Origin of the sequence: Serratia sp. JKS000199, from assembly GCF_900215455.1 — a bacterium.
Taxonomy (GTDB): Bacteria; Pseudomonadota; Gammaproteobacteria; order Enterobacterales; family Enterobacteriaceae; genus Serratia; species Serratia ureilytica.
This window is the reverse complement of sequence record NZ_LT907843.1, coordinates 588,693-612,878: the sequence shown is the minus strand read 5'-3', so window position 1 is coordinate 612,878 and position 24,186 is coordinate 588,693. Positions and strand designations below refer to the sequence as shown.

The window sequence follows — 24,186 nt, the reverse complement described above, 5'->3', positions numbered from 1 at the left end:
AAGCGATTACACCTCGTCGACGCCAAGAAAGGAACCGTATGACGGCATTTAACCCTATCGATCATCCACACCGCCGCTATAACCCGCTGAGCGGCCAATGGGTGCTGGTCTCACCGCACCGCGCCAAGCGCCCCTGGCAGGGCCAACAAGAGGCCGTCCCCACGGAAACGCTGCCGGCGCACGATCCCGACTGTTTCCTGTGCCCGGGCAATGCGCGCGTCACCGGCGATCGCAATCCGGAATATCGCGGCACCTATGTCTTTACCAACGATTTCGCCGCGCTGATGAGCGATACGCCGCCGGCGCCCGACAGCCACGATCCGCTGATGCGCAGCCAGAGCGCGCGCGGCGTCAGCCGGGTTATCTGTTTCTCTCCCGATCACAGCAAGACCCTGCCCGAACTGACGCTGCCGGCGCTGGAGCAGGTGGTCACCGCCTGGCAGGCGCAAACCGAGGAGCTGGGCAAGCACTACCCCTGGGTGCAACTGTTCGAAAACAAAGGCGCGGCGATGGGCTGCTCCAACCCGCACCCGCACGGGCAGGTCTGGGCCAACAGTTTTCTGCCGAACGAGGCCGAACGCGAAGATCGCCTGCAACACGACTATTTCCGGGAACATGCCTCCCCGCTGCTGCTGGACTATGCGCAGCGCGAGCTGGCCGCAGGCGAACGCATCGTGGTGAACACCGAACACTGGCTGGCGGTGGTGCCCTACTGGGCCGCCTGGCCGTTTGAAACGCTGCTGCTGCCGAAAACGGCGGTGCAGCGCATCACCGATCTCAGCGCGGCGCAAAGCCGCGATCTGGCGCTGGCGCTGAAGAAGCTGACCAGCCGCTACGACAACCTGTTCCAGTGCTCGTTCCCCTATTCGATGGGATGGCACGGCGCGCCGTTCAATGGCGCCGACAACCGGCACTGGCAGCTGCACGCCCATTTCTATCCGCCGCTGCTGCGTTCAGCCAGCGTGCGCAAATTTATGGTCGGTTACGAGATGCTGGCGGAAACCCAGCGTGACCTGACCGCCGAACAGGCCGCAGAGCGTCTGCGCGCCGTCAGCGATATTCATTACCGTGAAGCCGGAGCCCAAGCATGAGCCTGAAACCGCTTACCCATTCCCTGTTTACCGAACACTTCGGCTATGCGCCGGCGTTGACCATCCAGGCGCCGGGGCGGGTGAACCTGATCGGCGAGCATACCGATTACAATGACGGCTTCGTGCTGCCCTGCGCCATTGATTACCAAACCGTTATCGCCTGCGCCAAGCGCGACGACCGTCAGATCCGCGTGCTGGCCGCCGATTATCAGAATCAGCAGGATCAATTCTCGCTCGACGATCCGATCGTCAGCCATCCCGACCAGCGCTGGTCCGACTATGTCCGCGGCGTGGTGAAGCACCTTCAGCGCCGTAACGCCGATTTCGGCGGCGCGGATCTGGTGATCGCCGGCAATGTGCCGCAGGGCGCGGGGCTCAGCTCCTCCGCCGCGCTGGAAGTGGCGGTGGGCCAGGCGCTGCAGGCGCTCTATCAGCTGCCGCTGGACGGCGTGGCGCTGGCGCTGAACGGCCAGGAGGCGGAGAACCAATTCGTCGGTTGCAACTGCGGCATCATGGACCAGCTGATCTCCGCGCTCGGCCGGCGCGACAGCGCTCTGCTGATCGACTGCCGCTCGCTGGAGACCCGCGCGGTGCCGATGCCGGACAACGTGGCGGTGGTGATCATCAACTCCAATGTGCAACGCGGGCTGGTGGACAGCGAATACAACACCCGCCGCAAACAGTGCGAAGAAGCGGCGCGTTTCTTCGGCGTCAAGGCGCTGCGCGACGTCAGCCCCGAACAGTTTGCAGCGCGTCAACATGAGTTGGATCCGTTGGTGGCCAAACGCGCGCGCCATGTCATCAGCGAGAATGCCCGCACGCTGGCGGCGGCCGATGCGCTGGCGGCCGGCAATCTGCAACGCATGGGCCGGCTGATGGCGGAGTCTCACGCCTCGATGCGTGACGACTTTGAAATCACCGTACCGCCAATCGATCGGTTGGTCGAGATTGTCAAAGCGACCCTCGGCCCGCGCGGCGGCGTGCGCATGACCGGAGGCGGCTTTGGCGGCTGCATCGTCGCGCTGATGCCGCAGGACCTCGTGGAAACGGTGCGCGCCGCCGTGGCGCACGAGTATCCGCTGCAAACCGGCGGATTGCGGGAAACGTTTTACGTCTGCCAGGCTTCGCAGGGGGCCGGCACATGCTGACGGTGAGCACGGAAGCGGCGCCCGATGGGCAGCCTTACCAGCTGACGCGGCTGCAAAACGCCGGCGGCATGACCGTCACCCTGATGGACTGGGGCGCCACCTGGTTGTCCGCGGTATTGCCGCTCACATCCGGCGAAAAACGCGAGCTGCTGCTCGGCTGCCGCAGCCCGGCGGACTATCAACGTCAGGGCGCCTATCTGGGCGCCACCGTTGGCCGTTACGCCAACCGCATCGCCAATGCCAGCCTGCCTATCGACGGTAAATCCCATGCGCTGCTCGCCAATCAGGGCGCGCACCAGTTGCACGGCGGCCCCGACGGTTTTCATGCCCGCCGCTGGCGCCGGGTACAGCAGGATGCGCACCAGGTCTGCTATGCGCTGCATTCAGCGGATGGCGATCAGGGCTTCCCCGGCAATCTCGACGTGCAGGTTTGCTACCGCCTGACCCTCGATAATCGTCTGGAAATCAGCTATCTGGCGCAGGTCGATCGCCCCTGCCCGGTCAACCTGACCAACCACGCCTATTTCAATCTGGACGGCCCCGGCACCGACGCCCGCGCCCAACGGCTGCAGCTGTTCGCCGATCGCTATCTGCCCGTCGACGCCGAGGGCATTCCCTGCGCCGAGCTGACGCCGGTGGACGGCAGCGGTATGGATTTTCGTCAACCGAAAACGCTGCTGCAGGATTTCCTGCGCGATCGCGACCAACAGCGGGTCAACGGCTACGATCACGCCTTTCTGTTGCACCGCATCTGCGGCGCGCTGGAAAGCCCGGCGGCCCATTTATGGTCCGCCGACGGGCAGGTGCAAATGAGCGTGTTCACCGACGCACCTGCGCTGCAACTCTACAGCGGCAATTTTCTGGCCGGCACGCCGGCGCGCGACGGCGGCAGCTATGCCAACCATGCCGGCGTGGCGCTGGAAAGCGAGTTTTTGCCGGACAGCCCGCACCATCCCGAGTGGCCGCAGCCGGATTGCTGGCTGCAGCCGGGGAGCCGCTACCGCAGCGCCACGCATTATCAGTTTTATCCTATCTAACCCGCCATGCCCCTCGCCGTAAGGCCGGGGGCGATTTGTTATAAATGCTTACCTTTTAGCCCTATCCCCCCGCCGGCGCCCACCTTCCCTTATTCCAAAACGCGCACTACACTCAGGCTACCGTGATAAGCACAACGCCTTGTGCAACGTCACCATTTTCGGCCGATGGCGGCCAATCAATAGCTGAAGGAACACCTATGCGTCTGATTACTGCACTTCCATTGCTGGCGGGCTTAATGCTGAGCACCAATCTGATGGCGGCCGACGCGACGACGGCGACGAAAACGCCTTCGCCGGCGCAGGCGGCCCAACAGAAACGCATGACCGATTGCAACCAGCAGGCATCCACCAAGTCGCTGAAAGGCGCGGACCGCTCCACCTTTATGAGCACCTGTCTGAAATCCGAAGGCGCCGCTGCAACGGGCAAAACCCTGACGCCGCAGCAGCAGAAGATGAAAAGCTGCAACGCCGACGCCAAAACCAAGGATCTGAAGGGCGACGCGCGTAAAACCTTCATGAGCAACTGCCTGAAAAAATCGGCCTGATTTTCCCTCTGCCACGGCGCGTCCGAAGCGATTCCGACGCGCCGTTTCTCCCCCTTCCGCCCCAGCCTGAACGATTCAGCTTTTTCCTTTCTCCAGCCCTTACTTTGCGGCAAGAAATTGGCTATGGTTAGACACTATCGATTGCCGAGCCCCGGCCCGCGGCAATATAATGATTTTCGTTATCATTGAAATGTCAGATTATTAAGGAGTTAAGCTATGGCTGTAACTAAGCTGGTTCTGGTGCGTCACGGCGAAAGCCAGTGGAACCAAGAAAACCGCTTCACCGGTTGGTATGATGTTGATCTGTCCGACAAGGGCCGCACCGAAGCGAAAGCAGCAGGCAAGCTGTTGAAAGAAGAAGGTTTCACTTTCGACTTCGCTTACACCTCCGTACTGAAGCGCGCGATCCACACCCTGTGGAACATCCTCGACGAGCTGGATCAGGCCTGGTTGCCAACCGAAAAATCCTGGAAGCTGAACGAACGTCACTACGGCGCGCTGCAGGGTCTGAACAAAGCCGAAACCGCTGAAAAATACGGCGACGAGCAAGTGAAACAATGGCGTCGCGGCTTCGCGGTGACCCCGCCGGAGCTGACCAAAGAAGACGAACGTTACCCTGGCCACGATCCGCGCTACGCCTCGCTGAGCGAGCAAGAGCTGCCGCTGACCGAAAGCCTGGCGCTGACCATCGATCGCGTTATCCCTTACTGGGACGAAGAGATCCTGCCACGCATCAAGAGCGGCGAACGCGTGATCGTTGCGGCGCACGGCAACTCGCTGCGCGCGCTGGTGAAATACCTGGATAACCTGAGCGAAGACGAAATCCTCGAGCTGAACATCCCAACCGGCGTGCCGTTGGTGTATGAGTTCGACGAGAACTTCAAGCCAACCAAACGTTACTACCTGGGTAACGCCGATGAGATCGCTGCAAAAGCGGCGGCCGTGGCGAACCAGGGTAAAGCGAAGTAATTTCGCCGGTTCACGAAAAAGCCCCCGGTTTTCACCGGGGGCTTTTTTATTTCTGCTGCGCCATCGCCTCATTTACCGCATCCAGCCGTTCCTGCATCGCCGGATGAGTGCTGAGCCAGGCAGGCAGCGCCCAGTCATCGGTCTTTTCTCGTTCAGGCGCCTGCGCCAACGCGCGGTAGATCGCCGCCATTTCCGCCAGCGAACGCCCCTGGCGCTGCATTTCCGCTATCGCAAACGCATCCGCCTCACGCTCCATCCCGCGAGAAAACTGCATCTCATTTACGAAGGATGCGGACTGCAGCAACGTGTCGCCGATGCCGCTGACGTCACCCGTCATCCACATCAGCGTCAATGCCACCAGTGACGAGCGCACCAACATGCTCATCGGATGGCGATAAGCGTGATGCCCCATTTCGTGCAGCATCACCGCCGCCAAGCCATCGTCGTTTTTCGACAAGGTGACCAGGCTATCGCTGAGCACCAGCGTGCCGTCCGGCAACATAAAGGCGTTCGGCGCGCCGGGCGCCGCCATCAACTTCAGCGAGAGCGGCGTGCGCTCTTGGCGCATGTCGGCCGGCATCACCTGCCGGAACAGCTGCTGCAGCGCCCGTTGCCGTTCGGCCGGCAGTGCCGAGGGCGCGAAGCCACTCTGCTCCAAGAACGTCTGCGTATGTTCGCCCAGCTTCTGTTCCACCGAGGTGGGGATGCGCATGGCGATCTCGCTGCTCGCCCACGGCAGCACCACGTAAACGTAAGTCACTACCGCCAGCAGCGTCATCAGCAGCGCCAGGGCGACGCCGCGTTTATGGCGTTCCAGGCGATGCACCCAACCCGGCGAACGGCGCTGATAGAACCAGCGGCGAAAGGCCGCGTCGTCATCGGGCACAAAACGCCCGCCGCCCTTGAAGGTAAGCGTCAGCGGAATATTGCCCAGCGCGGCAGAAACGGTGATGTCCGTCAGCGGGATGTAACGCTGTTCATCCTGCCGCTGCAACGTCACGCCTTCGCCGCTTTCGTTCACCAGCAGACGAGCCGCCTCACGTGCGGCCCGCCCCGGCAACTGATAAGCGCCTTCAAGGATCATCGGCGCCTCAGAAGCTGCCGCCCAGATCCAGCGCCTGCACCGCTTCTTCGGCCACCGCGCTGTTGGCGGTTTCCTGATGCGCCGTAATGTCCAGCAGCGCCAGATCGCCTTCAACCGCAGTGCACGCCGCCAGATAACGGGCATGACGCACTTCCGCCACCGGCGCCGCCAAACCGAGCGAGAACAGGGTAATCAGGGTATTGGTGATCAACAATCCCATGTACGGCAGCGTTTTCATTGAGGAATGCAGCTTGATGTCGCCGTTCAGCCTTGCCTGGTTAAACAGGTAGTTGCGTTGGGCGACAACCTGGTAGCTGCTGGCCACCAGGGCGCCGATCAGCAGCACCACCATCATCAGCAGAAGGCTGCTGATATTGTCCAGCACCAGCACATCGATGGCTTCGTTGGTCAACATGCCCATCAATACCATCTGATAGAGGGTAAAGAAGAACGAACCGATGCACACCAGCGCGACCAACATGAACGGCAGGAATATGAGCAGGCCGATCAAGGCAAATTTGATAAAGGCCGATTTCTTCAGTTCGGCAATAAACGGCGTGTTCCCGAAAAACAGGTTATTAACGTACAAATCATGCTGCAGTGCGCTAATAATGCCGTTTACCGCCGCAAATGCCGGCACGGCCAAAATCAGCGTCAGCACCAGCATAAATGCGATGGCGTTGATGCTGCCAAGACCGCTGCCAATGCCGAGCAAGACGATCAGACCGACATACAGTCCGATAATCAGCAATAACGGGCAGAATAGCAAAGCCCAATAGGCGCGCCCGGTGCGGCAGACATAATTAAAGCGCACGCCGCGATAGCTCGACATAATCGCATTGTAGCGCCAGCTGCGGATAACGATCCACGGCAACAGGGCAAGCAATACCAGCAGCGCCAACAGCCCCAGCAATGGCGTCACCGCCAGCAGGAAATAAAATACGATGATGCCGCCGATCACCAACAGCCGTCCTTTCAGAATTTGCAGCGGCTGCGCATGATAATCGAAACGATCGCCGTCCAATTCCGTGTTGCCGTAAAAATAGCGACGACGACGCACCGTCGCCCAGGCGGAATAGATGCCCAGGGTCAGAGCGGTCAATAACGCGTTGACTAACCAAATAGCGAAGTACTCACCACCTTTCCCATGGAATTTAATCCGGTGCAGCCCCAGCGGCTGCGAGGTATTGTTTGTCATAATTCTTTCATCCTGAAAGGAATAAGGTCATACCACTCCCCACTTATTAGGCCTGCGGGGTTTATGGAATAAAAAAGCGTCTTATATAAGCACAATGCCGAGAGCGGTGACAATTATTCTTTTATTAAATAGGAATAATGCGAATACGGCCGCTTAAAGATTTAATAAGCCTATTGACTGTAGGCCTTAAATTGACAGGAGATATAAAATTTTAAGGTAAATAGAAAAAGGGCCCGCTGGCGAGCCCCTCTTTACGCGATTAACCGCGGCGCGCTTTCACCGCCGCCGCCAGATCGCGCAGCACGGTTTCGGTATCCTGCCAGCCGATGCAGCCGTCGGTGACGCTCTTGCCGTAAACCAGCGGCTCGCCGCTTTCGAGGCTCTGGTTGCCTTCCACCAGGTGGCTTTCGATCATTACACCGATAATCGCTTTTTCACCGCCGCCAATTTGCCCGCAAACATCGGCGCTCACGTCCATCTGTTTTTTGAACTGTTTGCTGCTGTTGGCATGGCTGAAGTCGATCATCACCTGCGCCGGCAGCCCCGCTTTGCTCAGACCAGCTTTGACGTCCTTCACATGCGCCGCGCTGTAGTTTGGCTCTTTGCCGCCGCGCAGGATAATGTGGCAGTCACCGTTGCCGCTGGTGTTAACGATCGCCGAGTGGCCCCATTTGGTCACCGACAGGAAGCAGTGCGGCGCGCCGGCGGCGTTGATGGCGTCGATCGCCACCTTGATGGTGCCGTCGGTGCCGTTCTTGAAGCCGACCGGGCACGAGAGACCAGAGGCCAGTTCACGGTGCACCTGCGATTCCGTGGTGCGCGCGCCGATGGCGCCCCAGCTCATCAAATCCGCCAGGTACTGCGGCGTGATCATGTCGAGGAATTCGCCGGCGGCCGGCAACCCGCTGTCGTTGATCTCCACCAGCAGCTTGCGCGCCAGGCGCAGGCCGTCGTTGATGTTGAAGCTGTTGTCCATTTGCGGATCGTTGATCAGGCCTTTCCAGCCCACGGTGGTGCGCGGTTTTTCGAAGTACACGCGCATCACCACTTCCAGCTCGCCGCTCAGTTCTTCACGCAGCGCCAGCAGGCGCCCCGCGTACTCTTTGGCGGCTTGGGTATCATGGATGGAGCAAGGGCCAATCACCACCAGCAGGCGATCGTCGCTGCCGCGGAGGATATTGTGAATTGCGCTGCGGGCCTGGGACACCGTCTTTGCCGCGCGTTCAGTGGCCGGGAATTTCTCCAGCAAAGCCACCGGCGGCAGGAGTTCCTTAATATCATTAATGCGTAAATCGTCGTTTTGGTAATTCATAGCTTTTCCATTCGGTATCGTGGGGTATTTCGCAGTGCGTAACGGTGTAGATCCCAACAATCTAGCCTGTGAGAATGGCGCTGTAAATCACCTTTGCCCCCCGCCGCTGGAACCGCCAAATTAACAGCAGATTGTGCTGTTTCATCTGGCGAGCGCAGAGCCTCCTTTTTCGCTATGCTAGCGATCAGAATATAAAGTGACCCGAGTTGAACATGCCCTCTCTGCTATTAGTTGATGACCACCCGGTGGTTCATGTCGCACTGGAAGCGGCGCTAATGAAATCATCCCGCCCCTACCGCCTGCAGGCGGCGCAGGATGACGTACAGGCGCTGGCCCTGCTGGCCGAGGCCGCTTTCGGCCTGGTGATCCTGGATATCGGCCTGCCGCAGGTCGACGGGCTGCAGCTGTTGAAAAAAATCCGCCGCCGCTATCCGCAACAAAAGATCCTGATCTATACCGCGCAGGAAGCCGATGTCTATGCGCGCATGGCGCATGCCGCCGGCGCCGACGGTTTCGTCAATAAAGGCAGCTCGCTGGCGGAGTTGGTGCAGGCGATCGAACAGGTGCTGGACGGTGAAATCAGCTTCCCCGCCGCCGCGCTGGCCGAAGAGGCGCCGACGGCGGACGGCGGGCTGCTCACCCCTAAGGAGCTCGAGGTGCTGGGCTTGCTGAGCCAGGGGCTGTCCAACCTGCAGATCGCCGACCGGCTGCACATCAGCAACAAGACTGTCAGCACGCACAAAAAAAACATCCAGCGCAAAACCGGCGCCGGCAACCTGCTGGAACTGGTGGCGGTGTTTAAAGAGCTGGCGCCATGATGCGCCGCGCCCTGCTGCTGCTGATCCTGTGGTGCGGCCTGGCGCAGGCGGCGGAGCCGGTGCGCTATCAGCTGGTCAGCAACCTGAATACCCCCGAGAATATGCTGATCGTCGGCGAGAAAAATCCCTGGCGCGATCGCACGCTGCGCGTCGGTATCATCAGTGAGAACACCAGCCCGTACAACATCATCGTGGACGACGATCTGTATGGGCTGAACGCCGACTACCTCGGCTATATCCAGCAGGTGACCGGCATCCGCTTCGCCATTTACGGCTTCGCCGATCTGACCCAGCTGGAACAGGCGCTGCACGACGGCAAGGTCGACCTGCTGTACGGCATCCCGCAGAGCGAAGCGCTGCACGGGCTGGAGATCTCCCAGCCTTACTACATCAGCAACCTGCGCGTATTGCGCGATCGCAGCAACGATAGGCCGGTGATGCTCAATTCCGCCAACGCCCGCGTCGCGATCGGCGCGCTGACCGACATGCAGTCCGGCGGCGCCCTGCAGGCGGTGGCGTCGCAGATCCAGCGCTACGACAACAACCTGCAGGCGGTCTATTCGCTGCTCAACGGCAGCAGCGACTACTTTATCGCCGACGAGGCCAGCGCCAGCTTTATCATCGACCAGCTGCAGCTCGGCCAGCTCTATCAAATTGAAAGCAACGAGAACCTGGGCAACCTGTCCTTCGTGTTCGCCGCCGCCGATCCGCGCCTGATAGACACACTGGACACCGCCATCGCCGACGCGCCGATGGAACTGATGAATGCCCTGCAGAGCCGCTGGAGCAAAAAGATCCCCAGCTACCTCGATACCGGCAATGCCGATCTGACGACGATGGAGAAGAATTGGGTGGCGAGCCACCGCGTGGTTTACTACGCCGCCATCGAGAACAACTTCCCGTTCGCCTACCGCGGTTCCGACGGCCAGCCGCGCGGCTACGCCATCGATATTCTCAACATCATCGCGCAAAACACCGGGCTGCGTTTCGCGCCGCTGTGGGCGCGCAACGCCGAGCAGGCCGATCAGCTGGTGCAATCCGGCCAGGCCAGCTTCCGCGCCGCCCTGCCGCTGGCGCGCGGCGTCAAGGCGCGCTATGGCGCCAGCATGCCGATCCACCGTTCGCTGTGGGGCGTTTACGTCGGCCAGTATGCCAACGGCGTCTCGACCTGGAGCGATCTGGCCGGCAAGCGCATCGGCGTGCTGCAGGGCGATTTGGCGCAGGGGCTGGTGCCGGAACAGGAACAGACCGTCAGCTTCGCCGACAGCAAGTCGATGTACGACGCGCTGGCCAACGGCCAGTTGGATGCGCTGGTGGATAACGTCATTTCCGCCAACTTTTTGGCGCTGTCGCGCTATTCCGGCGCCATCAAACTGGCCTTCGCCGCCAACAACATCCCCTATCCGGTAGCGTTCGGCGTACGCCGCGATCAGCCGCTGCTGCTGGCGATCCTCGATAAGAACCTGATGCAGATCCCGGCGGATACCCTGCAATCGCTGCGCGACGAGTGGATCGTCGACCGCAGCAACCTTATCGACGCGGTGAACGACAACCGCATGCCGCCGCAGACCACCTGGCTGCTGGCGCTGTTGGCCGCCGCCACCGTGTTGCTGTTGGCGCTGACGCTGCGCCGTTTCATGCTGCAGCGCCGTGAAAAACGCGAACGCGAGGAGCTCGAGCAGGCGCGCCGCCGCGCCGAAGCGGAAAACCGCATGAAGAGCAAATTCCTCGCCACCGTCAGCCATGAACTGCGCACGCCGATGCACGCCATCCTCGGCCTGCTGGAACTGGAGCTCAAACGCCAACCGGCGCCGGAAGGCCTGCCGGTGATTTACAGTTCGGCCTCATCGCTGCTCAACCTGCTCAACGACCTGCAGGATCACGCCCGACTGGAAACCGGGTCGTTGACGTTGGCGCCAAAACCGGTGGCGCTGCGCCCCTGGGTCGCGCGTATTGACGCCCTTTACCGGCCGCTTATCGGCGAACGGCCGTTGACGTTGAAAGTGGCGGCAGATCCGGCGCTGCCGGAGGCGGTGGTCATTGATGGTGAGCGTTTACTTCAGGTGGCTAACAACTTGATAAACAACGCGATAAAGTTCACGCCGCGCGGCGCCATTCAGGTCGAAGTCGGCTGGCGCGCGCAGGATGAGCGGCAGGGGGAATTGCATCTGACGGTGAACGACAGCGGCTGCGGCATCGCCGCCGATGAGGTGGGCAAGCTGTTTCAACCGTTTTACCGCGCGCGCGGCGCGCAACGCATCTCGGTGCAAGGTACCGGTTTGGGCCTGTCTATCTGCAAAGAAATCGTCGAACAGATGGGCGGCCGCATAGAGCTGCACTCGCAGCCGGGCGTCGGCACCCGCGTCGAGGTAGTGATACCGGTCGAGCTGAGCGGCGACGCGCCGGCTGACGCCCAGGAGGAGCACACCTTCGCTCTGCCGTCTTCCGCCTTGCGTACCGCGCTGATCGACGATCATCCCACCAATTTGTTGCTGCTGGAACGCCAACTGCGCCACTTCGGGCAGCAACCCGCCCGCTTCGAACAAGGCTATGCGCTGCTGAAGGCCCAGCGACGGCAGCCGTTTGACCTGCTGTTTATCGACTATAACATGCCGCGCCCGGACGGCCTGACGCTGGCCAGGCTGATCCGGCGCGACGAACAGCGGCTGCAGCGCCCGCCTTGCCGCATCGTGCTCTGTTCGGCGGACGTGCAGGAGTTTACCCGCATCCCGCCGGGGCTGGTGGCGATCGATCACTTCCTGACCAAGCCGATTTCGCTGACGGCGATCGGCCAGGTATTGGCTCAGCAACCGCAGGCTCAGGAAGAAAAGTCAGTCCTTACTGACCTACGGCAAACGCTGGCCGAAATGGCGGGCGGCGATCGCGCCATGCTGCAGCGGCTGGCGCAGACGCTCGGCGATACGCTGCGGCAAGACCGGCAGCGGCTCGCGGACGCCGTCGCCGCGAACGACTGGCCTCGCCTGGAGCAGGCGGCACACCGCATCAAGGGCAGCCTGCTGATGCTGCAGTTGCCGGAAGCCGCACAGCTATGCCAACAGCTGGTGGATACCGCACGTCGGGGCGAGCTTGCCGCCGCCGCTTATACTAAATTAAAGGCGTTAGTGGCGCAGATAGAACCGGAGCTGGACGCTCTGCTCGCCGCCGCCCCCTCTTTCGCTATGCATAAGGATGAATAATGTCGGACACTCCACACGTACACCTGCCGAAAGACAGTAATAGTAAACGCCTACTGACCGCTTTTTTAGTCACCGCCGTCTTTATGGTGGCCGAGGTGGTCGGCGGCCTGTTGTCCGGCTCGCTGGCACTGTTGGCCGACGCCGGCCATATGTTGACCGACGCCGCCGCGCTGCTGGTGGCGCTGATGGCGGTGCACTTCTCCCAGCGCAAACCCAACGCGCGCCACACCTTCGGCTACCTGCGCCTGACCACGCTGGCGGCCTTCCTCAACGCCGCGGCGCTGCTGGTGATCGTGGTATTCATCCTGTGGGAGGCGATACGGCGTTTCTTCGAACCGCAGCCGGTGATGGGTACCCCGATGCTGATCATCGCCATAGCGGGGCTGCTGGCGAACCTGTTCGCCTTCTGGCTGCTGCATCGCGGCAGCGAAGAGAAAAATATCAACGTGCGCGCCGCCGCGCTGCATGTGCTGGGCGACCTGCTCGGCTCGGTGGGCGCTATCGTCGCGGCCATCGTTATTCTCGCCACCGGCTGGACGCCGATTGACCCGATCCTGTCGGTACTGGTCTCCTGTCTGGTGCTGCGCAGCGCCTGGCGGCTGCTGAAGGAGAGCTTCCACGAGCTGCTGGAAGGCACGCCGCAGGAGGTCGATATCGCCAAGCTGCAAAAAGACCTGTGCCTGAACATCCCGGAAGTGCGCAATATCCACCACGTACACGTCTGGCAGATCGGCGAACAGAAGCTGATGACGCTGCATGCGCAGGTGATCCCGCCACATGACCACGATGGGCTGTTGCAACGCATCCAGGCTTATCTATTGCAACACTACAAGATCGGCCACGTGACCATTCAGATGGAGTACCGGCACTGCGAGACGCCGGACTGCGGTATCAATCGGGCGCCGGAGCCGAGTGAACACTCACATGCCGAAGCGCATTCGCACCTGGGGCATCGCCACTAAGCCAGGAGGGCGCCATCACGGCGCCCTCTACGTTGTTACGGAGCGGAAGATAACGGATTGGAATGGTTGCGCCCGGCGCTCTTGATCCACAGCCAGGAGCCGTTCAGCGCGATCAACGTCAGAATGACGTACTCCAGCGCCATCGCGTAAACGCCCTGGTAAGCGAAGATCGCCACGCTGATGACATCGATCACCACCCACAGCAGCCAGTTTTCCACGTACTTGCGCGTCATCAGGATCATCGCCACGATGGACAGCACCATCATCGCCGAATCCCAGAACGGGAAGGCGTCCGGCTGCAGCGTCGGCATCTGTACGTTCAGCCCCAGCCCTTGCATCACCGCCACCGCAATCTGCGTCAGCCAGGCGAACACGCGGTCGATGTTAAAGGTCATCAGGCCAATGCCGATGACGCACACCGCCGCCCAAGCCAGCGCTTTCGGCAGCGGCAGCCAGCGGATCTGCAGCTCAGCCTGATTATCCTGGGTCTGGCGGCTCCAGGCATACCAACCGTAAATATTGGCGCCGAAGAAGAACAGCTGCAGCAGCAGGCTGGCGTACAGCTGGATCTGGAAGAAAATCACCGCGAACAGCGTGACGTTGATCAGGCCGAACAGGTAGTTGATGATTTTTTCCTTGCTGGCGTACCAGATGCACAGCAACCCGAACAGTGTGCCGATGGCTTCGATCCACGACAGATCGTAACCGCCCGCGCCAAGCGGAATATGCACCAGAATATTGCTGGTACTGAAGAAGCTCATGAGGTCATCCTTTTAAACGGTTAAGCGTTGCCTTTAACCTGCATCTTAAGCTGAGCGGCGAAATCCAGCATGCGGTTCAGCGGCACCAGCGCCTTTTCACGCAGCGCGGCGTCCACGTGGATCTCATGCTGCGCGCCCCCCTGCTCCAGCCCTTCGGCAATCGCCTTCAGGCCATTCATCGCCATCCACGGGCAATGCGCGCAGCTGCGGCAGGTCGCGCCTTCCCCGGCGGTCGGCGCTTCGAACAGCTCCTTGTCCGGACAAGCCTGCTGCATCTTGTAAAAGATACCGCGATCGGTGGCGACGATCAGCTGTTGATGCGGCAATGTTTTCGCCGCCTGAATCAGTTGGCTGGTCGATCCCACCGCATCCGCCAACTCGACCACCGCCTGAGGCGATTCGGGATGCACCAGGATGGCCGCCTGCGGATAGAGCGCCTTCATGCGCCGCAGCGCCTGGGTCTTAAACTCGTCATGGACAATGCAGGCGCCTTGCCAACACAACACGTCAGCGCCGGTCTGCTTCTGCACGTAGCTGCCGAGATGACGATCCGGCGCCCAGATAATTTTCTCGCCCAGGCTATCCAGATGCTCGATCAGTTCGACGGCGATGCTGGAGGTCACCACCCAGTCAGCGCGCGCTTTGACCGCCGCCGAGGTATTCGCATAGACCACCACGGTGCGATCGGGATGGCTGTCGCAAAACGCATGAAATTCCTCTTCCGGGCAGCCCAGATCCAGCGAACATTCGGCAAACAGCGTCGGCATCAGCACCTGTTTTTCCGGGCTGAGGATCTTGGCGGTCTCCCCCATGAAGCGCACGCCGGCCACCAACAACGTGGAAGCCGGATGGGCGCTGCCGAAGCGCGCCATTTCCAGCGAATCCGCCACGCAGCCACCGGTTTCTTCCGCCAGCGCCTGGATTTCCGGATCGGTATAGTAGTGGGCGACCATCACCGCATTGCGCTGCTTGAGCAAGGTTTTGATCTTTTCGCGATAAAAGGCTTTTTCCGCTACGTCCAGCGGTACCGGTTTGGGCGGGAAAGGATACACCGCCGCGTTGACATCAAACATTTCACTCATCGCTGCAATCTCATGCTAGGCTGGGCGCCTGCCATTTGAATATCGCCTGCCGCAACGCCCTTCGTTTTATATACTAAACAAAATACCTAAAATTGCGCGAAAAGTCCGCTGATATTTTCAAATTTGCGCACTTAGTGTTTAATAGATTAAAAACACTGGAGTGAGCCGCGCAGAACACAGCGGATAATGGCCTGGCGAAGACGCATAACGCCCAGGGAAGACCCGGATGCCGATTGGCGCAGAGTTGAAACGAGAAAGCAGGGATTCAGGTTGGGGTGCTGCAGAGGCGAAAAAAGCGCCAAAAGGCGCTTTTTTCTGAATGGGTGGGTCGTGCAGGATTGATTCGGCCTGTGGCCTCACCCTGCGGGCAACGCTGCGCGTTGTCGTATCGCTGCGCGATGCTCGAACCTCTACGGTTCTCATCCTGCACAACTCGGTAAACTCTGTTGGCAAGAGGATAAGTCAGGTTTGGGTGTTACAGAAACGAAAAAAGCGCCAAAAGGCGCTTTTTTCTGAATTGGTGGGTCGTGCAGGATTCGAACCTGCGACCAATTGATTAAAAGTCAACTGCTCTACCAACTGAGCTAACGACCCGCAGTGTGGTGGGTGATGACGGGCTCGAACCGCCGACCCCCTCCGTGTAAAGGAGATGCTCTACCAACTGAGCTAATCACCCACTGCTGTGGTACTGCTATTTTTCACATCTTGTCCACTCAAAGAATGGTGGGTCGTGTAGGATAACTCGCCCTTCGGGCCACCACCGGAGTGATGTTGTCTCGCTTCGCGAGACTCGAACCTTTACGGTTCTCATCCTGACGATTTAACACCTTGCTCTATTAAAGAGTGGTGGGTCGTGCAGGATTCGAACCTGCGACCAATTGATTAAAAGTCAACTGCTCTACCAACTGAGCTAACGACCCACTGATGTGGTTTACTGCTGATGGCGAATAGGTTATTGGAACCGACTCGCGGAAAACAAGGATGGGGATGTTCAGGACAACTCGACGGGTACTCGACTCGGACCTTTACTTTGCCACATCAAACCGATTCTGAAGCTGCCATTCTTAAAGAATGGTGGGTCGTGCAGGATAACTCGGCCTTTGGCCTCGCCCTTGCGGGCCATCACCGGAGTGATGTTGTCTCGCTTCGCGAGACTCGAACCTTTACGGTTCTCATCCTTTACGATTCTCTATCGCAGCCATTCTTAAAGAATGGTGGGTCGTGCAGGATTCGAACCTGCGACCAATTGATTAAAAGTCAACTGCTCTACCAACTGAGCTAACGACCCATAACAGTGGTGGGTGATGACGGGCTCGAACCGCCGACCCCCTCCGTGTAAAGGAGATGCTCTACCAACTGAGCTAATCACCCACTGTTGTGGTTACTGCTACTTCAGAAATTGGTGGGTCGTGCAGGATTCGAACCTGCGACCAATTGATTAAAAGTCAACTGCTCTACCAACTGAGCTAACGACCCAATTTCCCTGCCGCTTTAACATCTTGCAAGATGTCTTGGCAACGGCGGCATATATTACTAATTTATCTTGGCAGCGCAACCTAAATTTTTTACCGATGCGTTCAACTGCTTGTTCTTCACGCGAATGAGCCCAGAAATCGGTCAAATCGACTAACTTCTGGGCTCATTTTTCTAACCGTTAACCGCCTACGCGACTTTTCGCCTGCTTGGCCGCCGCACTGGTTGGGTATTGTTTAATCACCTGCTGGAACACGGCCTTGGCTTTATCGGCCTGCCCTTTTTCCTGCATGATGATACCCACCTTGTACATGGCGTCCGGCGCCTTCGGTGATTTAGCGTAATTCTTCACCACCACCGCAAAATAATAGGCCGCATCGTCTTTTTTACCCTTGTTGTAGAACAACTGGCCCAGCCAATAGTTGGCGTTGGGCTGGTAAGTAGACTTCGGGTACTGTTTTACGAAGGACTGAAAGGCGGAAATCGCCTGGTCATACTGTTTTTTTTCCAGCGCCAGAGAAACAGCGGCGTTGTAGTCGCTGTTCTCATCACCGCCGCTCGGCGTTGCAGAAGCGGCTGCAGGCGCGCTGCTGCCCGCATCGGAAGATGCGCCTGCGGCTGCCCCGCCGGCAGCGCCTGCTGCCGCAGAGGCGCTCTGAGCGCCGCCCTGGCTGAGGCTATCCATCTGTTGATAGATTTGCTTCTGGCGTTCAACGACCTGATTCAACTGATACTGGCTTTCCTGGATTTGTCCACGGAGAGAATCAATGTCGCGTTGATTGTCAGAGAGTTGCTGCTGGAGTTGGTTTAAAAGCTGGCCTTGAGCATTGCTGATGCGCTCAAGCGAGGTGACGCGGTCTTCGACCGAGCCGGAGCCGACATTACTGATTGGCGCTTGGGCAGTAGCGGCCCAAGGGGCCGCTACGCCAACCAGTAACGACAGACTCAACAGGTGACGTCTGAAGTTACTGTTCATGCGATTCTCTTAGTAAACCAGAACGGCACGACGGTTTTTAGCATAAGCCGCTTCGTCGTGGCCCAGTACTGCTGGTTTTTCTTTACCGTAAGAAACGATAGAGATCTGGTCAGCGGAAACGCCTTTACCCTGCAGGTACATTTTAACGGCGTTAGCACGACGCTCACCCAGAGCGATGTTGTATTCCGGCGTGCCGCGTTCGTCAGCGTGGCCTTCAACGGTCACTTTGTAAGACGGGTTGTTACGCAGGAATGCAGCGTGCGCGTCCAGCATCTGAGCGAATTCGGAGCTTACGTCATACTTGTCCAGGCCGAAGTAAACGATGTTGTTCTTCTGCAGTTCTTGCATCTGCAGACGAGCTTGTTCTTCGGAAGACAGGTTGCTGCTGCCGTTTTCCATACCAGTGCCGGCGCCAGCGCCCATACCAGATTGGTCGTTGTTCGCGCTTTTGTTAGAACTACAAGCTGCTACAGCCAGAACTGGCAGTGCCAGCAGAAGCCCTTTCAGCACTTTGTTCAGTTGCATTTCTTTGATCCTTTTATAGTTTGCCATACATATTTACACATGCATCACAGATACGGCGACCAGGCAGGGAATTTGACCTGTCCATCAGTTGCCGGAAGACGCGCTTTGAAACGCCCATCAGTTGACACCAACTGCAACACGGAGCCCATACCTTGCGTGGAGCTATAGATCACCATGGTGCCGTTTGGCGCAATACTAGGCGTTTCATCCAGGAAGGTGCCGGTCAAAACCTGAACGGCGCCCGATCCAAGATCTTGTTTGGCGATGTGTTGTGCACCACTGTTGGTGCTCACCATCACCAGGAATTTACCGTCGGAGCTGACTTCAGAATCCTGGTTCTGAGATCCTTCCCACGTCAGACGCTGTGCGGCACCGCCGCTGGCGCTGATTTTATAAATCTGCGGACGCCCGCCCTGGTCGGAGGTAAACGCCAGCGACTGGCCATCCGGGAACCAGGTCGGTTCGGTGTTGTTGTTGCGGCCATCGGTCAGCTGCGTGATCTGGCCGGAGCCGAGGTTCATCACGTACAGGTTCAGGCTGCCGCTCTTGGACAGCGCGAAGGCCAGCTTGCTGCCGTCCGGCGAGAACGCCGGCGCACCGTTGTGGCGCGGGAACGAGGCGATCTGGCGGATTGCGCCGTTAGCCAGGGTCTGTACCACCAGCGCGGAACGGCCGCTCTCGAAGGTCACGTAAGCCAATTTGCTGCCGTCCGGCGACCAGGCCGGCGACATCAGCGGCTCAGGCGAACGGTGCACCGTGAACTGGTTGTAACCGTCGTAATCCGCTACGCGCAGCTCATACGGGAATTTCCCGCCGTTGGTCTGCACGACGTAGGCGATACGGGTACGGAACGCGCCCTTGATGCCGGTCAGCTTCTCGAACACTTCGTCGCTGGCGGTATGGGCAGAATAACGCAACCATTGTTTGGTCACTTTATACTGGTTCTGCGCCAATACGGTGCCCGGCGAACCCGAGGTGTCCACCAGCTGGTAGGAAATCAGGTAGCTGCCGTCGGCGCCAGGTTGAACCTGACCGACCACTACGGCGTCGATGCCCAATGCAGTCCAGGCCGCCGGCGTCACTTCAGACGCGGAGGTAGGTTGCTGCGGCATGCGCGCCACGTCGATCGGGTTGAATTTGCCGCTGTTGCGCAGATCCGCGCCGACAATCTTGCCGATATCTTCCGGCGGCGTGCCTGGGCCCGCCCATTTAAACGGCACCACGCCAATCGGACGAGCGGAGTCGACCCCTTGGGTGATTTCAATGCGAACTTCCGCGTGCAACACGGACGCCCACAGAATTAAAAAACCTAGCGCTACTCGAAATGCCTGCTTCATCTCATCTCCCTTATCCAGGCGGGATGCCTGCGATAAATTAGCAGAATTTTAACAAACCAACTTACGTAAAACTACATAATCCCTGTTGGTTACCTTAGTACATCCCTGTGATAACACTCACTCAATCAACCGTTATTGCGGCTTGAATTCAAGTATAGAATTCTTAAAGTGCTGATAAACGGCATCGCTCGGCGGCTTCGGTATATGCGCCAACTTGGCGGCAGACACCGCAGCTTGACACAGAGCAGGATCGCCCCCCGCTGCTTGTACGCTTATCAGCAGGCCGTCCGGCGCCAGCTTGATACGCAGGTCGCAGGTTTTGCCGGCGAACGAACTGGCGTCATAGAACTTGCTCTGAATCGCCCCTTGAATCTGCCCCATATAACCGCTGATATCCGCCCCGCTGGCGCCAGCCGTCTTGGCATTGCCCTGCCCGGCCGGTTTACCGTCGCCCTTCGATTTGGCACCGCCGCCTTTCGGCGCGTTCTTGCCATCCGCCAGGCCGCCAAACAGATCGCTAACTTCCTCCGATTGTTTCGCAGCCTCGGCGGCGGCCTTCTTCTTGGCGTCCGCAGCGGCTTTTTTGGCGGCAGCGGCTTTCTCGGCCGCCGCTTTCTTCTCTGCCTCGGCAGCAGCCTTCTTCTCGGCTTCCGCTGCGGCTTTTTTCTCGGCTTCAGCAGCCGCTTTCTTCTCCGCGGCCTCTGCAGCTTTCTTTTCTGCCGCGGCGGCGGCGGCTTTCTTCGCCTCTTCCGCCTGTTTCTTGGCGGCGGCGGCAGCGGCCGCTTCTTTCTTGGCTTCCGCTTCGGCTTTCTTCTGCGCGTCCGCCTGCGCCTTGGCGACCTTGTCCGCTTCGGCCTTCGCCTTGGCGGCGGCGGCTTCGGCGACCTTCTGTTGCTCTTGGGCCTTCGCAGCGGCGGCTTCCGCCGCTTTTTGCTGCTCGGCGGCCTGTTTCTGCTGCTCCGCCGCCTTCTGCTGTTGCTCAGCCTGCGCCTTGGCGTTCTGCGCGGCTTTCTCCTGCGCCGCCAAACGCTCTTTCTCCAGCTCTTTCAGGCGCTGCTGTTGCTCCGCCTGCTTCTGCTGAAGCTCTTCGGCCTGTTGCTCCGCTTTTTTCTGGCGCTGCTTCTCGGCACGCTGCGCATCGTTGCTCTGCTGCTGCTGGCGGTTGTACTGCTCCACCACCGCGCCGGGATCGACCATCACCGCGCCCACCACGGTACCATCACCGCCACCGCCGGCGCCCATGTCGACCTTTTCCTGCAGCGATCCCCAAATCAGCAGGGCAATCAATATGAAGTGCAGAACGACCGAAACAATAACGGCGCGGTTCAGCTTATCGTTTTGCTCAGTTGCCTTTACCAAAATAGATTCCCAAAAACTGGTGTTGCTTATACGGGGTTCCTGAGCCGCAGCGCAGGAACCGGGTTGCCGTTGGCCTTACGGTCAGATCGGCTGGGTCATCAGCCCCACGGAAGCCACGCCCGCCTGATGGAGAATATTCAATGCCTTGATAATCTCATCGTAAGGGACTTCCTTCGCACCGCCGATCAAAAAGACCGTTTTCGGGTTAGCCGCCAAACGCGACTTGGCTTCGGCCGCGACTTGTTCAGGCGGCAGCAGCTCCATACGGTTGTGATCCACCACCAGGGTGTATTGACCTACGCCGGAAACCTCGAGGATCACCGGCGGATTGTCATCGCTGGACACCGTCTTGGAATCGGTGGCGTCCGGCAGGTCAACCTCCACGCTCTGCGTGATGATTGGCGCGGTTGCCATAAAGATCAGCAGCAGCACCAGCAACACGTCGAGCAGCGGAACGATGTTAATTTCGGACTTCAGCTCGCGCCGACTACGTCCACGTACTCTCGCCATGCTACCTCCTACTTATTTGCTGTCGCTGGAGAAGGCCTGACGATGCAGAATAGCGGTGAACTCTTCCATAAAGTTGTCGTAATTCTGCTCAAGCTTGTTGACGCGCTGGTTGAGACGGTTGTAGGCCATTACCGCCGGGATAGCGGCGAACAGACCGATCGCGGTGGCGATCAGCGCTTCGGCGATACCCGGCGCCACCATCTGCAGCGTGGCTTGCTTCACCGCGCCCAGCGCGATAAAGGCGTGCATGATCCCCCACACGGTGCCGAACAGGCCGATATACGGGCTGATCGAACCGACGGTGCCGAGGAACGGAATATGGGTTTCCAGCGTTTCCAGCTCGCGGTTCATCGAAATGCGCATCGCGCGCGACGCTCCTTCGATCACCGACTCCGGCGCATGGTTGTTGGCGCGGTGCAGGCGGGCGAACTCTTTGAAGCCGGAATGGAAGATCTGCTCGGAACCGGTCAGGCTATCGCGACGCGCCTGACTTTCCTGGTACAGACGGGAAAGCTCGATACCGGACCAGAATTTGTCTTCAAAGGCTTCGGCGTCACGCGTCGCCGCATTGAGGATGCGGGTGCGCTGAATGATGATCGCCCAAGAGGCTACCGAGAAGCATATCAAAATCAACATGATAAGCTTAACCAGCAGGCTCGCCTTCAAGAATAAATCTAGGATGTTCATGTCAGTCACTGCTTAAACTCCGCGACAATAGACTTAGGAAGCGCTCTTGGCTTCATTTGGTGTGGATCAATACAGGCAATCAGGACATCTGCCTGGCTCAGTAGGGCCCCGTCAGAATTGACAATGCGTTGAGCAAACGTGAGAGAAGCCCCGCGCAGAGAGGTGATTTCACTCTGGACCTCCAGTTGCTCGTCGAGACGAGCCGGAGCCAGATAATCCACCGTCATGCGCCGGACGACAAAAGCGACTTGTTCACTGAGCAGCTGCTGTTGATGAAAGTTGTGCTGACGCAGCATCTCTGTGCGCGCTCTTTCAAAAAAGGCGACGTAGCGGGCGTGATAGACCACACCACTGGCATCGGTATCCTCGTAGTAAACGCGAACCGGCCATCGAAACAACGTATTACTCACTCTACTTCCCAGCAATGCAATTTAACGCTGCTACTATACGCAAGACAGATCGGGTTGGGAATGGGTTACAAGATGGGAATGAAAATAATTATGGGCCGTGAGGGCCCATAACGTGGGGACATCGGGGAGATTATAAAGAAACGTAAAGTAATCCTGCGCACAAGATCACAATTGCAGGAAGCGGCGCGAAAAAAGCGCGCCAGACGCTGCGCTGCGGGCGGAATCCGAAGCCGTGGATCACTCCGGCGCATACGGCCCAAATCAGCAACAGCCCTTCCCAAATCTCCAGCGAGCTGGTTTTGGCGGCGAAACGCGTCGGATCCCAGAACACGCACCCCGCCAAAATCAACGCCAGCACCAGGGAAAGGGCCCGAACCGGGCCCTTGTCGGTGACAGCGTACAGCTTGTCAATCACGGACGAGCTCATTACTTACCGTCTTGCTGAGCTTTGGTCGCTTCGCTCTGCTCAAGCGCCAGCGCCGTGATGATGCCGAAGGCGCAGGCAAGAAGCGTTCCGAGAATCCAGGCAAAATACCACATGGTTTAGCTCCTTATCCTTAGTACAGCGAATGCTTGTTGTTTTCGATGTAGTTCTTGTCGAGACGACCGAACATTTTGTAGTACGACCAGCTGGTGTACGCCAAAACGATAGGCACGAAGATCGCCGCCACGACGGTCATCACTTTCAGCGTCAACAGGCTCGACGTCGCGTCCCACATGGTCAGGCTGACGTTAGGCACGGTGCTGGACGGCATCACGAACGGGAACATGGTGACCCCGGCAGTGAGGATGACGCAGGCGATGGTCAGCGACGAGGTGACGAACGCCAGCGCGCCTTTCTCCAGACGCGAGAACAGGATTGTGAACAACGGCAGCACTACGCCCAGTGCAGGCAAGGCCCACAGCAGCGGATACTTGTTGAAGTTGATCAGCCATGCGCCGGCCTGATGCGCCACTTCTTTACGCAGCGGGTTGGATTCCGCCATGGTGTCCAGCGCCGAAGTGATCACGTAGCCGTCGATGCCTTTAACCAGCCACACACCCGCCAGCAGGAAGCATACCGCCATGATCAGCGTCGCGATCTGCGCTGCGGCGCGTGACCGCAGGTGGATCTCGCCGGTGGTGCGCATCTGCAGGTAGGTCGCGCCCTGAGTGACCAGCATGGTCAGACTGACCACGCCTGCCAACAGACCGAACGGATTCAGCAGTTGGAAGAAGTTGCCGGTGTAGAACAGACGCAGGTACTCGTCCACATGGAACGGCACGCCCTGCAGCAGGTTGCCGAACGCCACGCCGAACACCAACGCAGGCACGAAGGAACCGATGAAGATGCCCCAGTCCCACATGTTGCGCCAGCGGCTGCTCTCCAGCTTGGAACGGTAGTCAAAACCGACCGGGCGGAAGAACAACGCCGCCAGCACCAGGATCATGGCGACGTAGAAGCCCGAGAAGGCCGCTGCGTAGACCATCGGCCAGGCGGCGAACAGCGCGCCGCCGGCGGTGATCAGCCACACCTGGTTACCGTCCCAGTGAGGGGCGATGGAGTTGATCATCACCCGGCGCTCGGTATCGGTTTTACCGATGATGCGCACCAGGATGCCGACGCCCATGTCGAAACCGTCGGTGACGGCGAAGCCGATCAGCAGTACGCCAACCAGCACCCACCAGATAAATCGCAGTACTTCATAGTCAAACATACGTGGAC

Annotated in this window: 23 protein-coding genes, 6 tRNA genes and 3 other RNA genes; 8 read left to right on the top strand and 24 right to left on the bottom strand. The window is 59.2% G+C overall.

What is annotated here, in order from left to right:
- Positions 1-38: 38 nt before the first annotated feature.
- From galT to gpmA, 5 genes are all read left to right on the top strand, one after another.
- A complete protein-coding gene (gene galT, locus CPH57_RS03005) occupies positions 39-1,091 on the top strand; it encodes a galactose-1-phosphate uridylyltransferase (protein ID WP_096242016.1) in 1,053 nt (350 codons plus the stop codon).
- Positions 1,088-2,239: a galactokinase gene (gene galK, locus CPH57_RS03000; RefSeq protein WP_096242015.1), complete on the top strand. Its 1,152-nt coding sequence runs from the start codon at positions 1,088-1,090 to the stop codon at positions 2,237-2,239. Before galT ends, galK begins: the two co-directional genes overlap by 4 nt.
- Positions 2,233-3,276 carry a galactose-1-epimerase gene (galM, locus tag CPH57_RS02995; RefSeq protein WP_046686586.1) on the top strand — a complete coding sequence of 348 codons (1,044 nt, stop codon included), beginning with the start codon at positions 2,233-2,235 and terminating at the stop codon, positions 3,274-3,276. Before galK ends, galM begins: the two co-directional genes overlap by 7 nt.
- 197 nt (positions 3,277-3,473) lie before the next feature.
- A complete protein-coding gene (locus CPH57_RS02990; RefSeq protein WP_033642211.1) occupies positions 3,474-3,821 on the top strand; it encodes a PsiF family protein in 348 nt (115 codons plus the stop codon).
- A gap of 216 nt (positions 3,822-4,037) precedes the next feature.
- Positions 4,038-4,790 carry a 2,3-diphosphoglycerate-dependent phosphoglycerate mutase gene (gene gpmA, locus CPH57_RS02985; RefSeq protein ID WP_016928714.1) on the top strand — a complete coding sequence of 251 codons (753 nt, stop codon included), beginning with the start codon at positions 4,038-4,040 and terminating at the stop codon, positions 4,788-4,790.
- Positions 4,791-4,836: 46 nt separating this feature from the next.
- Here the strand turns inward: gpmA and CPH57_RS02980 are convergent, their stop codons facing one another.
- From CPH57_RS02980 to aroG, 3 genes are all read right to left on the bottom strand, one after another.
- The gene (locus CPH57_RS02980; RefSeq protein ID WP_089196733.1) at positions 4,837-5,874 is read right to left on the bottom strand and encodes a M48 family metallopeptidase; all 1,038 of its coding nucleotides are present in this window, start codon (positions 5,872-5,874) and stop codon (positions 4,837-4,839) included.
- Positions 5,875-5,881: 7 nt separating this feature from the next.
- A complete protein-coding gene (locus CPH57_RS02975; RefSeq protein ID WP_033642207.1) occupies positions 5,882-7,072 on the bottom strand; it encodes a YjgN family protein in 1,191 nt (396 codons plus the stop codon).
- A 259-nt stretch (positions 7,073-7,331) separates the two neighbouring features.
- Positions 7,332-8,384 (bottom strand): 3-deoxy-7-phosphoheptulonate synthase AroG, encoded by a 1,053-nt coding sequence (aroG, locus tag CPH57_RS02970; protein ID WP_025301893.1) that lies wholly within the window; start codon positions 8,382-8,384, stop codon positions 7,332-7,334.
- Positions 8,385-8,596: 212 nt separating this feature from the next.
- On the opposite strand from aroG, the gene CPH57_RS02965 reads away from it, so the two are divergent.
- Genes CPH57_RS02965 through zitB form a run of 3 tightly spaced genes read left to right on the top strand, consistent with a single transcriptional unit; the run spans position 8,597 to position 13,361 of the window.
- Entirely contained in the window at positions 8,597-9,202 is a 606-nt protein-coding gene (locus CPH57_RS02965; protein WP_033642206.1) for a response regulator transcription factor, read from the top strand.
- Positions 9,199-12,399, top strand: coding sequence for a transporter substrate-binding domain-containing protein (locus tag CPH57_RS02960; protein WP_089194394.1), 3,201 nt, complete (start codon positions 9,199-9,201; stop codon positions 12,397-12,399). The genes CPH57_RS02965 and CPH57_RS02960 overlap by 4 nt, the downstream gene beginning before the upstream one ends.
- Complete coding sequence (gene zitB / locus CPH57_RS02955; protein ID WP_033652340.1) at positions 12,399-13,361, top strand: CDF family zinc transporter ZitB; 963 nt, start codon at positions 12,399-12,401, stop codon at positions 13,359-13,361. The genes CPH57_RS02960 and zitB overlap by 1 nt, the downstream gene beginning before the upstream one ends.
- A 35-nt stretch (positions 13,362-13,396) precedes the next feature.
- Here the strand turns inward: zitB and pnuC are convergent, their stop codons facing one another.
- From pnuC to cydB, 21 genes are all read right to left on the bottom strand, one after another.
- The gene (gene pnuC, locus CPH57_RS02950) at positions 13,397-14,122 is read right to left on the bottom strand and encodes a nicotinamide riboside transporter PnuC (RefSeq protein ID WP_021504601.1); all 726 of its coding nucleotides are present in this window, start codon (positions 14,120-14,122) and stop codon (positions 13,397-13,399) included.
- A gap of 20 nt (positions 14,123-14,142) precedes the next feature.
- Complete coding sequence (nadA, locus tag CPH57_RS02945; protein WP_015376982.1) at positions 14,143-15,204, bottom strand: quinolinate synthase NadA; 1,062 nt, start codon at positions 15,202-15,204, stop codon at positions 14,143-14,145.
- Between the two features lie 321 nt (positions 15,205-15,525).
- Positions 15,526-15,648: non-coding RNA, RtT sRNA (locus CPH57_RS02940), on the bottom strand.
- A gap of 74 nt (positions 15,649-15,722) precedes the next feature.
- Positions 15,723-15,798: transfer RNA gene (locus CPH57_RS02935), tRNA-Lys, on the bottom strand.
- Between the two features lie 6 nt (positions 15,799-15,804).
- A tRNA-Val gene (locus tag CPH57_RS02930) sits at positions 15,805-15,880 on the bottom strand.
- Positions 15,881-15,925: 45 nt separating this feature from the next.
- Positions 15,926-16,035, bottom strand: a non-coding RNA gene (locus CPH57_RS02925) — RtT sRNA.
- A 13-nt stretch (positions 16,036-16,048) separates the two neighbouring features.
- Positions 16,049-16,124, bottom strand: a tRNA-Lys gene (locus CPH57_RS02920).
- Between the two features lie 152 nt (positions 16,125-16,276).
- A non-coding RNA gene (locus CPH57_RS02915) (RtT sRNA) lies at positions 16,277-16,401 on the bottom strand.
- Positions 16,402-16,416: 15 nt separating this feature from the next.
- Positions 16,417-16,492 (bottom strand) — tRNA-Lys (locus CPH57_RS02910).
- Positions 16,493-16,499: 7 nt separating this feature from the next.
- Positions 16,500-16,575 (bottom strand) — tRNA-Val (locus CPH57_RS02905).
- A 29-nt stretch (positions 16,576-16,604) separates the two neighbouring features.
- Positions 16,605-16,680: transfer RNA gene (locus tag CPH57_RS02900), tRNA-Lys, on the bottom strand.
- Between the two features lie 178 nt (positions 16,681-16,858).
- On the bottom strand, positions 16,859-17,653 hold the full coding sequence (gene cpoB / locus CPH57_RS02895; protein ID WP_004939852.1) for a cell division protein CpoB: 795 nt from the start codon (positions 17,651-17,653) through the stop codon (positions 16,859-16,861).
- A gap of 9 nt (positions 17,654-17,662) precedes the next feature.
- The gene (pal, locus tag CPH57_RS02890) at positions 17,663-18,178 is read right to left on the bottom strand and encodes a peptidoglycan-associated lipoprotein Pal (RefSeq protein ID WP_004939853.1); all 516 of its coding nucleotides are present in this window, start codon (positions 18,176-18,178) and stop codon (positions 17,663-17,665) included.
- Positions 18,179-18,222: 44 nt separating this feature from the next.
- Positions 18,223-19,515, bottom strand: coding sequence for a Tol-Pal system beta propeller repeat protein TolB (gene tolB, locus CPH57_RS02885; RefSeq protein ID WP_004939856.1), 1,293 nt, complete (start codon positions 19,513-19,515; stop codon positions 18,223-18,225).
- 132 nt (positions 19,516-19,647) lie between these two features.
- Complete coding sequence (gene tolA, locus CPH57_RS02880; protein ID WP_046686581.1) at positions 19,648-20,874, bottom strand: cell envelope integrity protein TolA; 1,227 nt, start codon at positions 20,872-20,874, stop codon at positions 19,648-19,650.
- An 81-nt stretch (positions 20,875-20,955) separates the two neighbouring features.
- Positions 20,956-21,384, bottom strand: a complete 429-nt coding sequence (gene tolR, locus CPH57_RS02875) for a colicin uptake protein TolR (RefSeq protein ID WP_004939859.1) — start codon at positions 21,382-21,384, stop codon at positions 20,956-20,958.
- A 12-nt stretch (positions 21,385-21,396) separates the two neighbouring features.
- Positions 21,397-22,080, bottom strand: coding sequence for a Tol-Pal system protein TolQ (gene tolQ, locus CPH57_RS02870; RefSeq protein WP_004939862.1), 684 nt, complete (start codon positions 22,078-22,080; stop codon positions 21,397-21,399).
- Positions 22,077-22,481: a tol-pal system-associated acyl-CoA thioesterase gene (gene ybgC, locus CPH57_RS02865; protein WP_004939863.1), complete on the bottom strand. Its 405-nt coding sequence runs from the start codon at positions 22,479-22,481 to the stop codon at positions 22,077-22,079. The genes tolQ and ybgC overlap by 4 nt, the downstream gene beginning before the upstream one ends.
- 130 nt (positions 22,482-22,611) lie before the next feature.
- The gene (ybgE, locus tag CPH57_RS02860; protein ID WP_004939866.1) at positions 22,612-22,908 is read right to left on the bottom strand and encodes a cyd operon protein YbgE; all 297 of its coding nucleotides are present in this window, start codon (positions 22,906-22,908) and stop codon (positions 22,612-22,614) included.
- Positions 22,908-23,021: a cytochrome bd-I oxidase subunit CydX gene (gene cydX / locus CPH57_RS02855; RefSeq protein ID WP_004939868.1), complete on the bottom strand. Its 114-nt coding sequence runs from the start codon at positions 23,019-23,021 to the stop codon at positions 22,908-22,910. Before cydX ends, ybgE begins: the two co-directional genes overlap by 1 nt.
- A gap of 17 nt (positions 23,022-23,038) precedes the next feature.
- Positions 23,039-24,178 carry a cytochrome d ubiquinol oxidase subunit II gene (cydB, locus tag CPH57_RS02850; protein WP_015376980.1) on the bottom strand — a complete coding sequence of 380 codons (1,140 nt, stop codon included), beginning with the start codon at positions 24,176-24,178 and terminating at the stop codon, positions 23,039-23,041.
- Positions 24,179-24,186 lie beyond the last annotated feature (8 nt).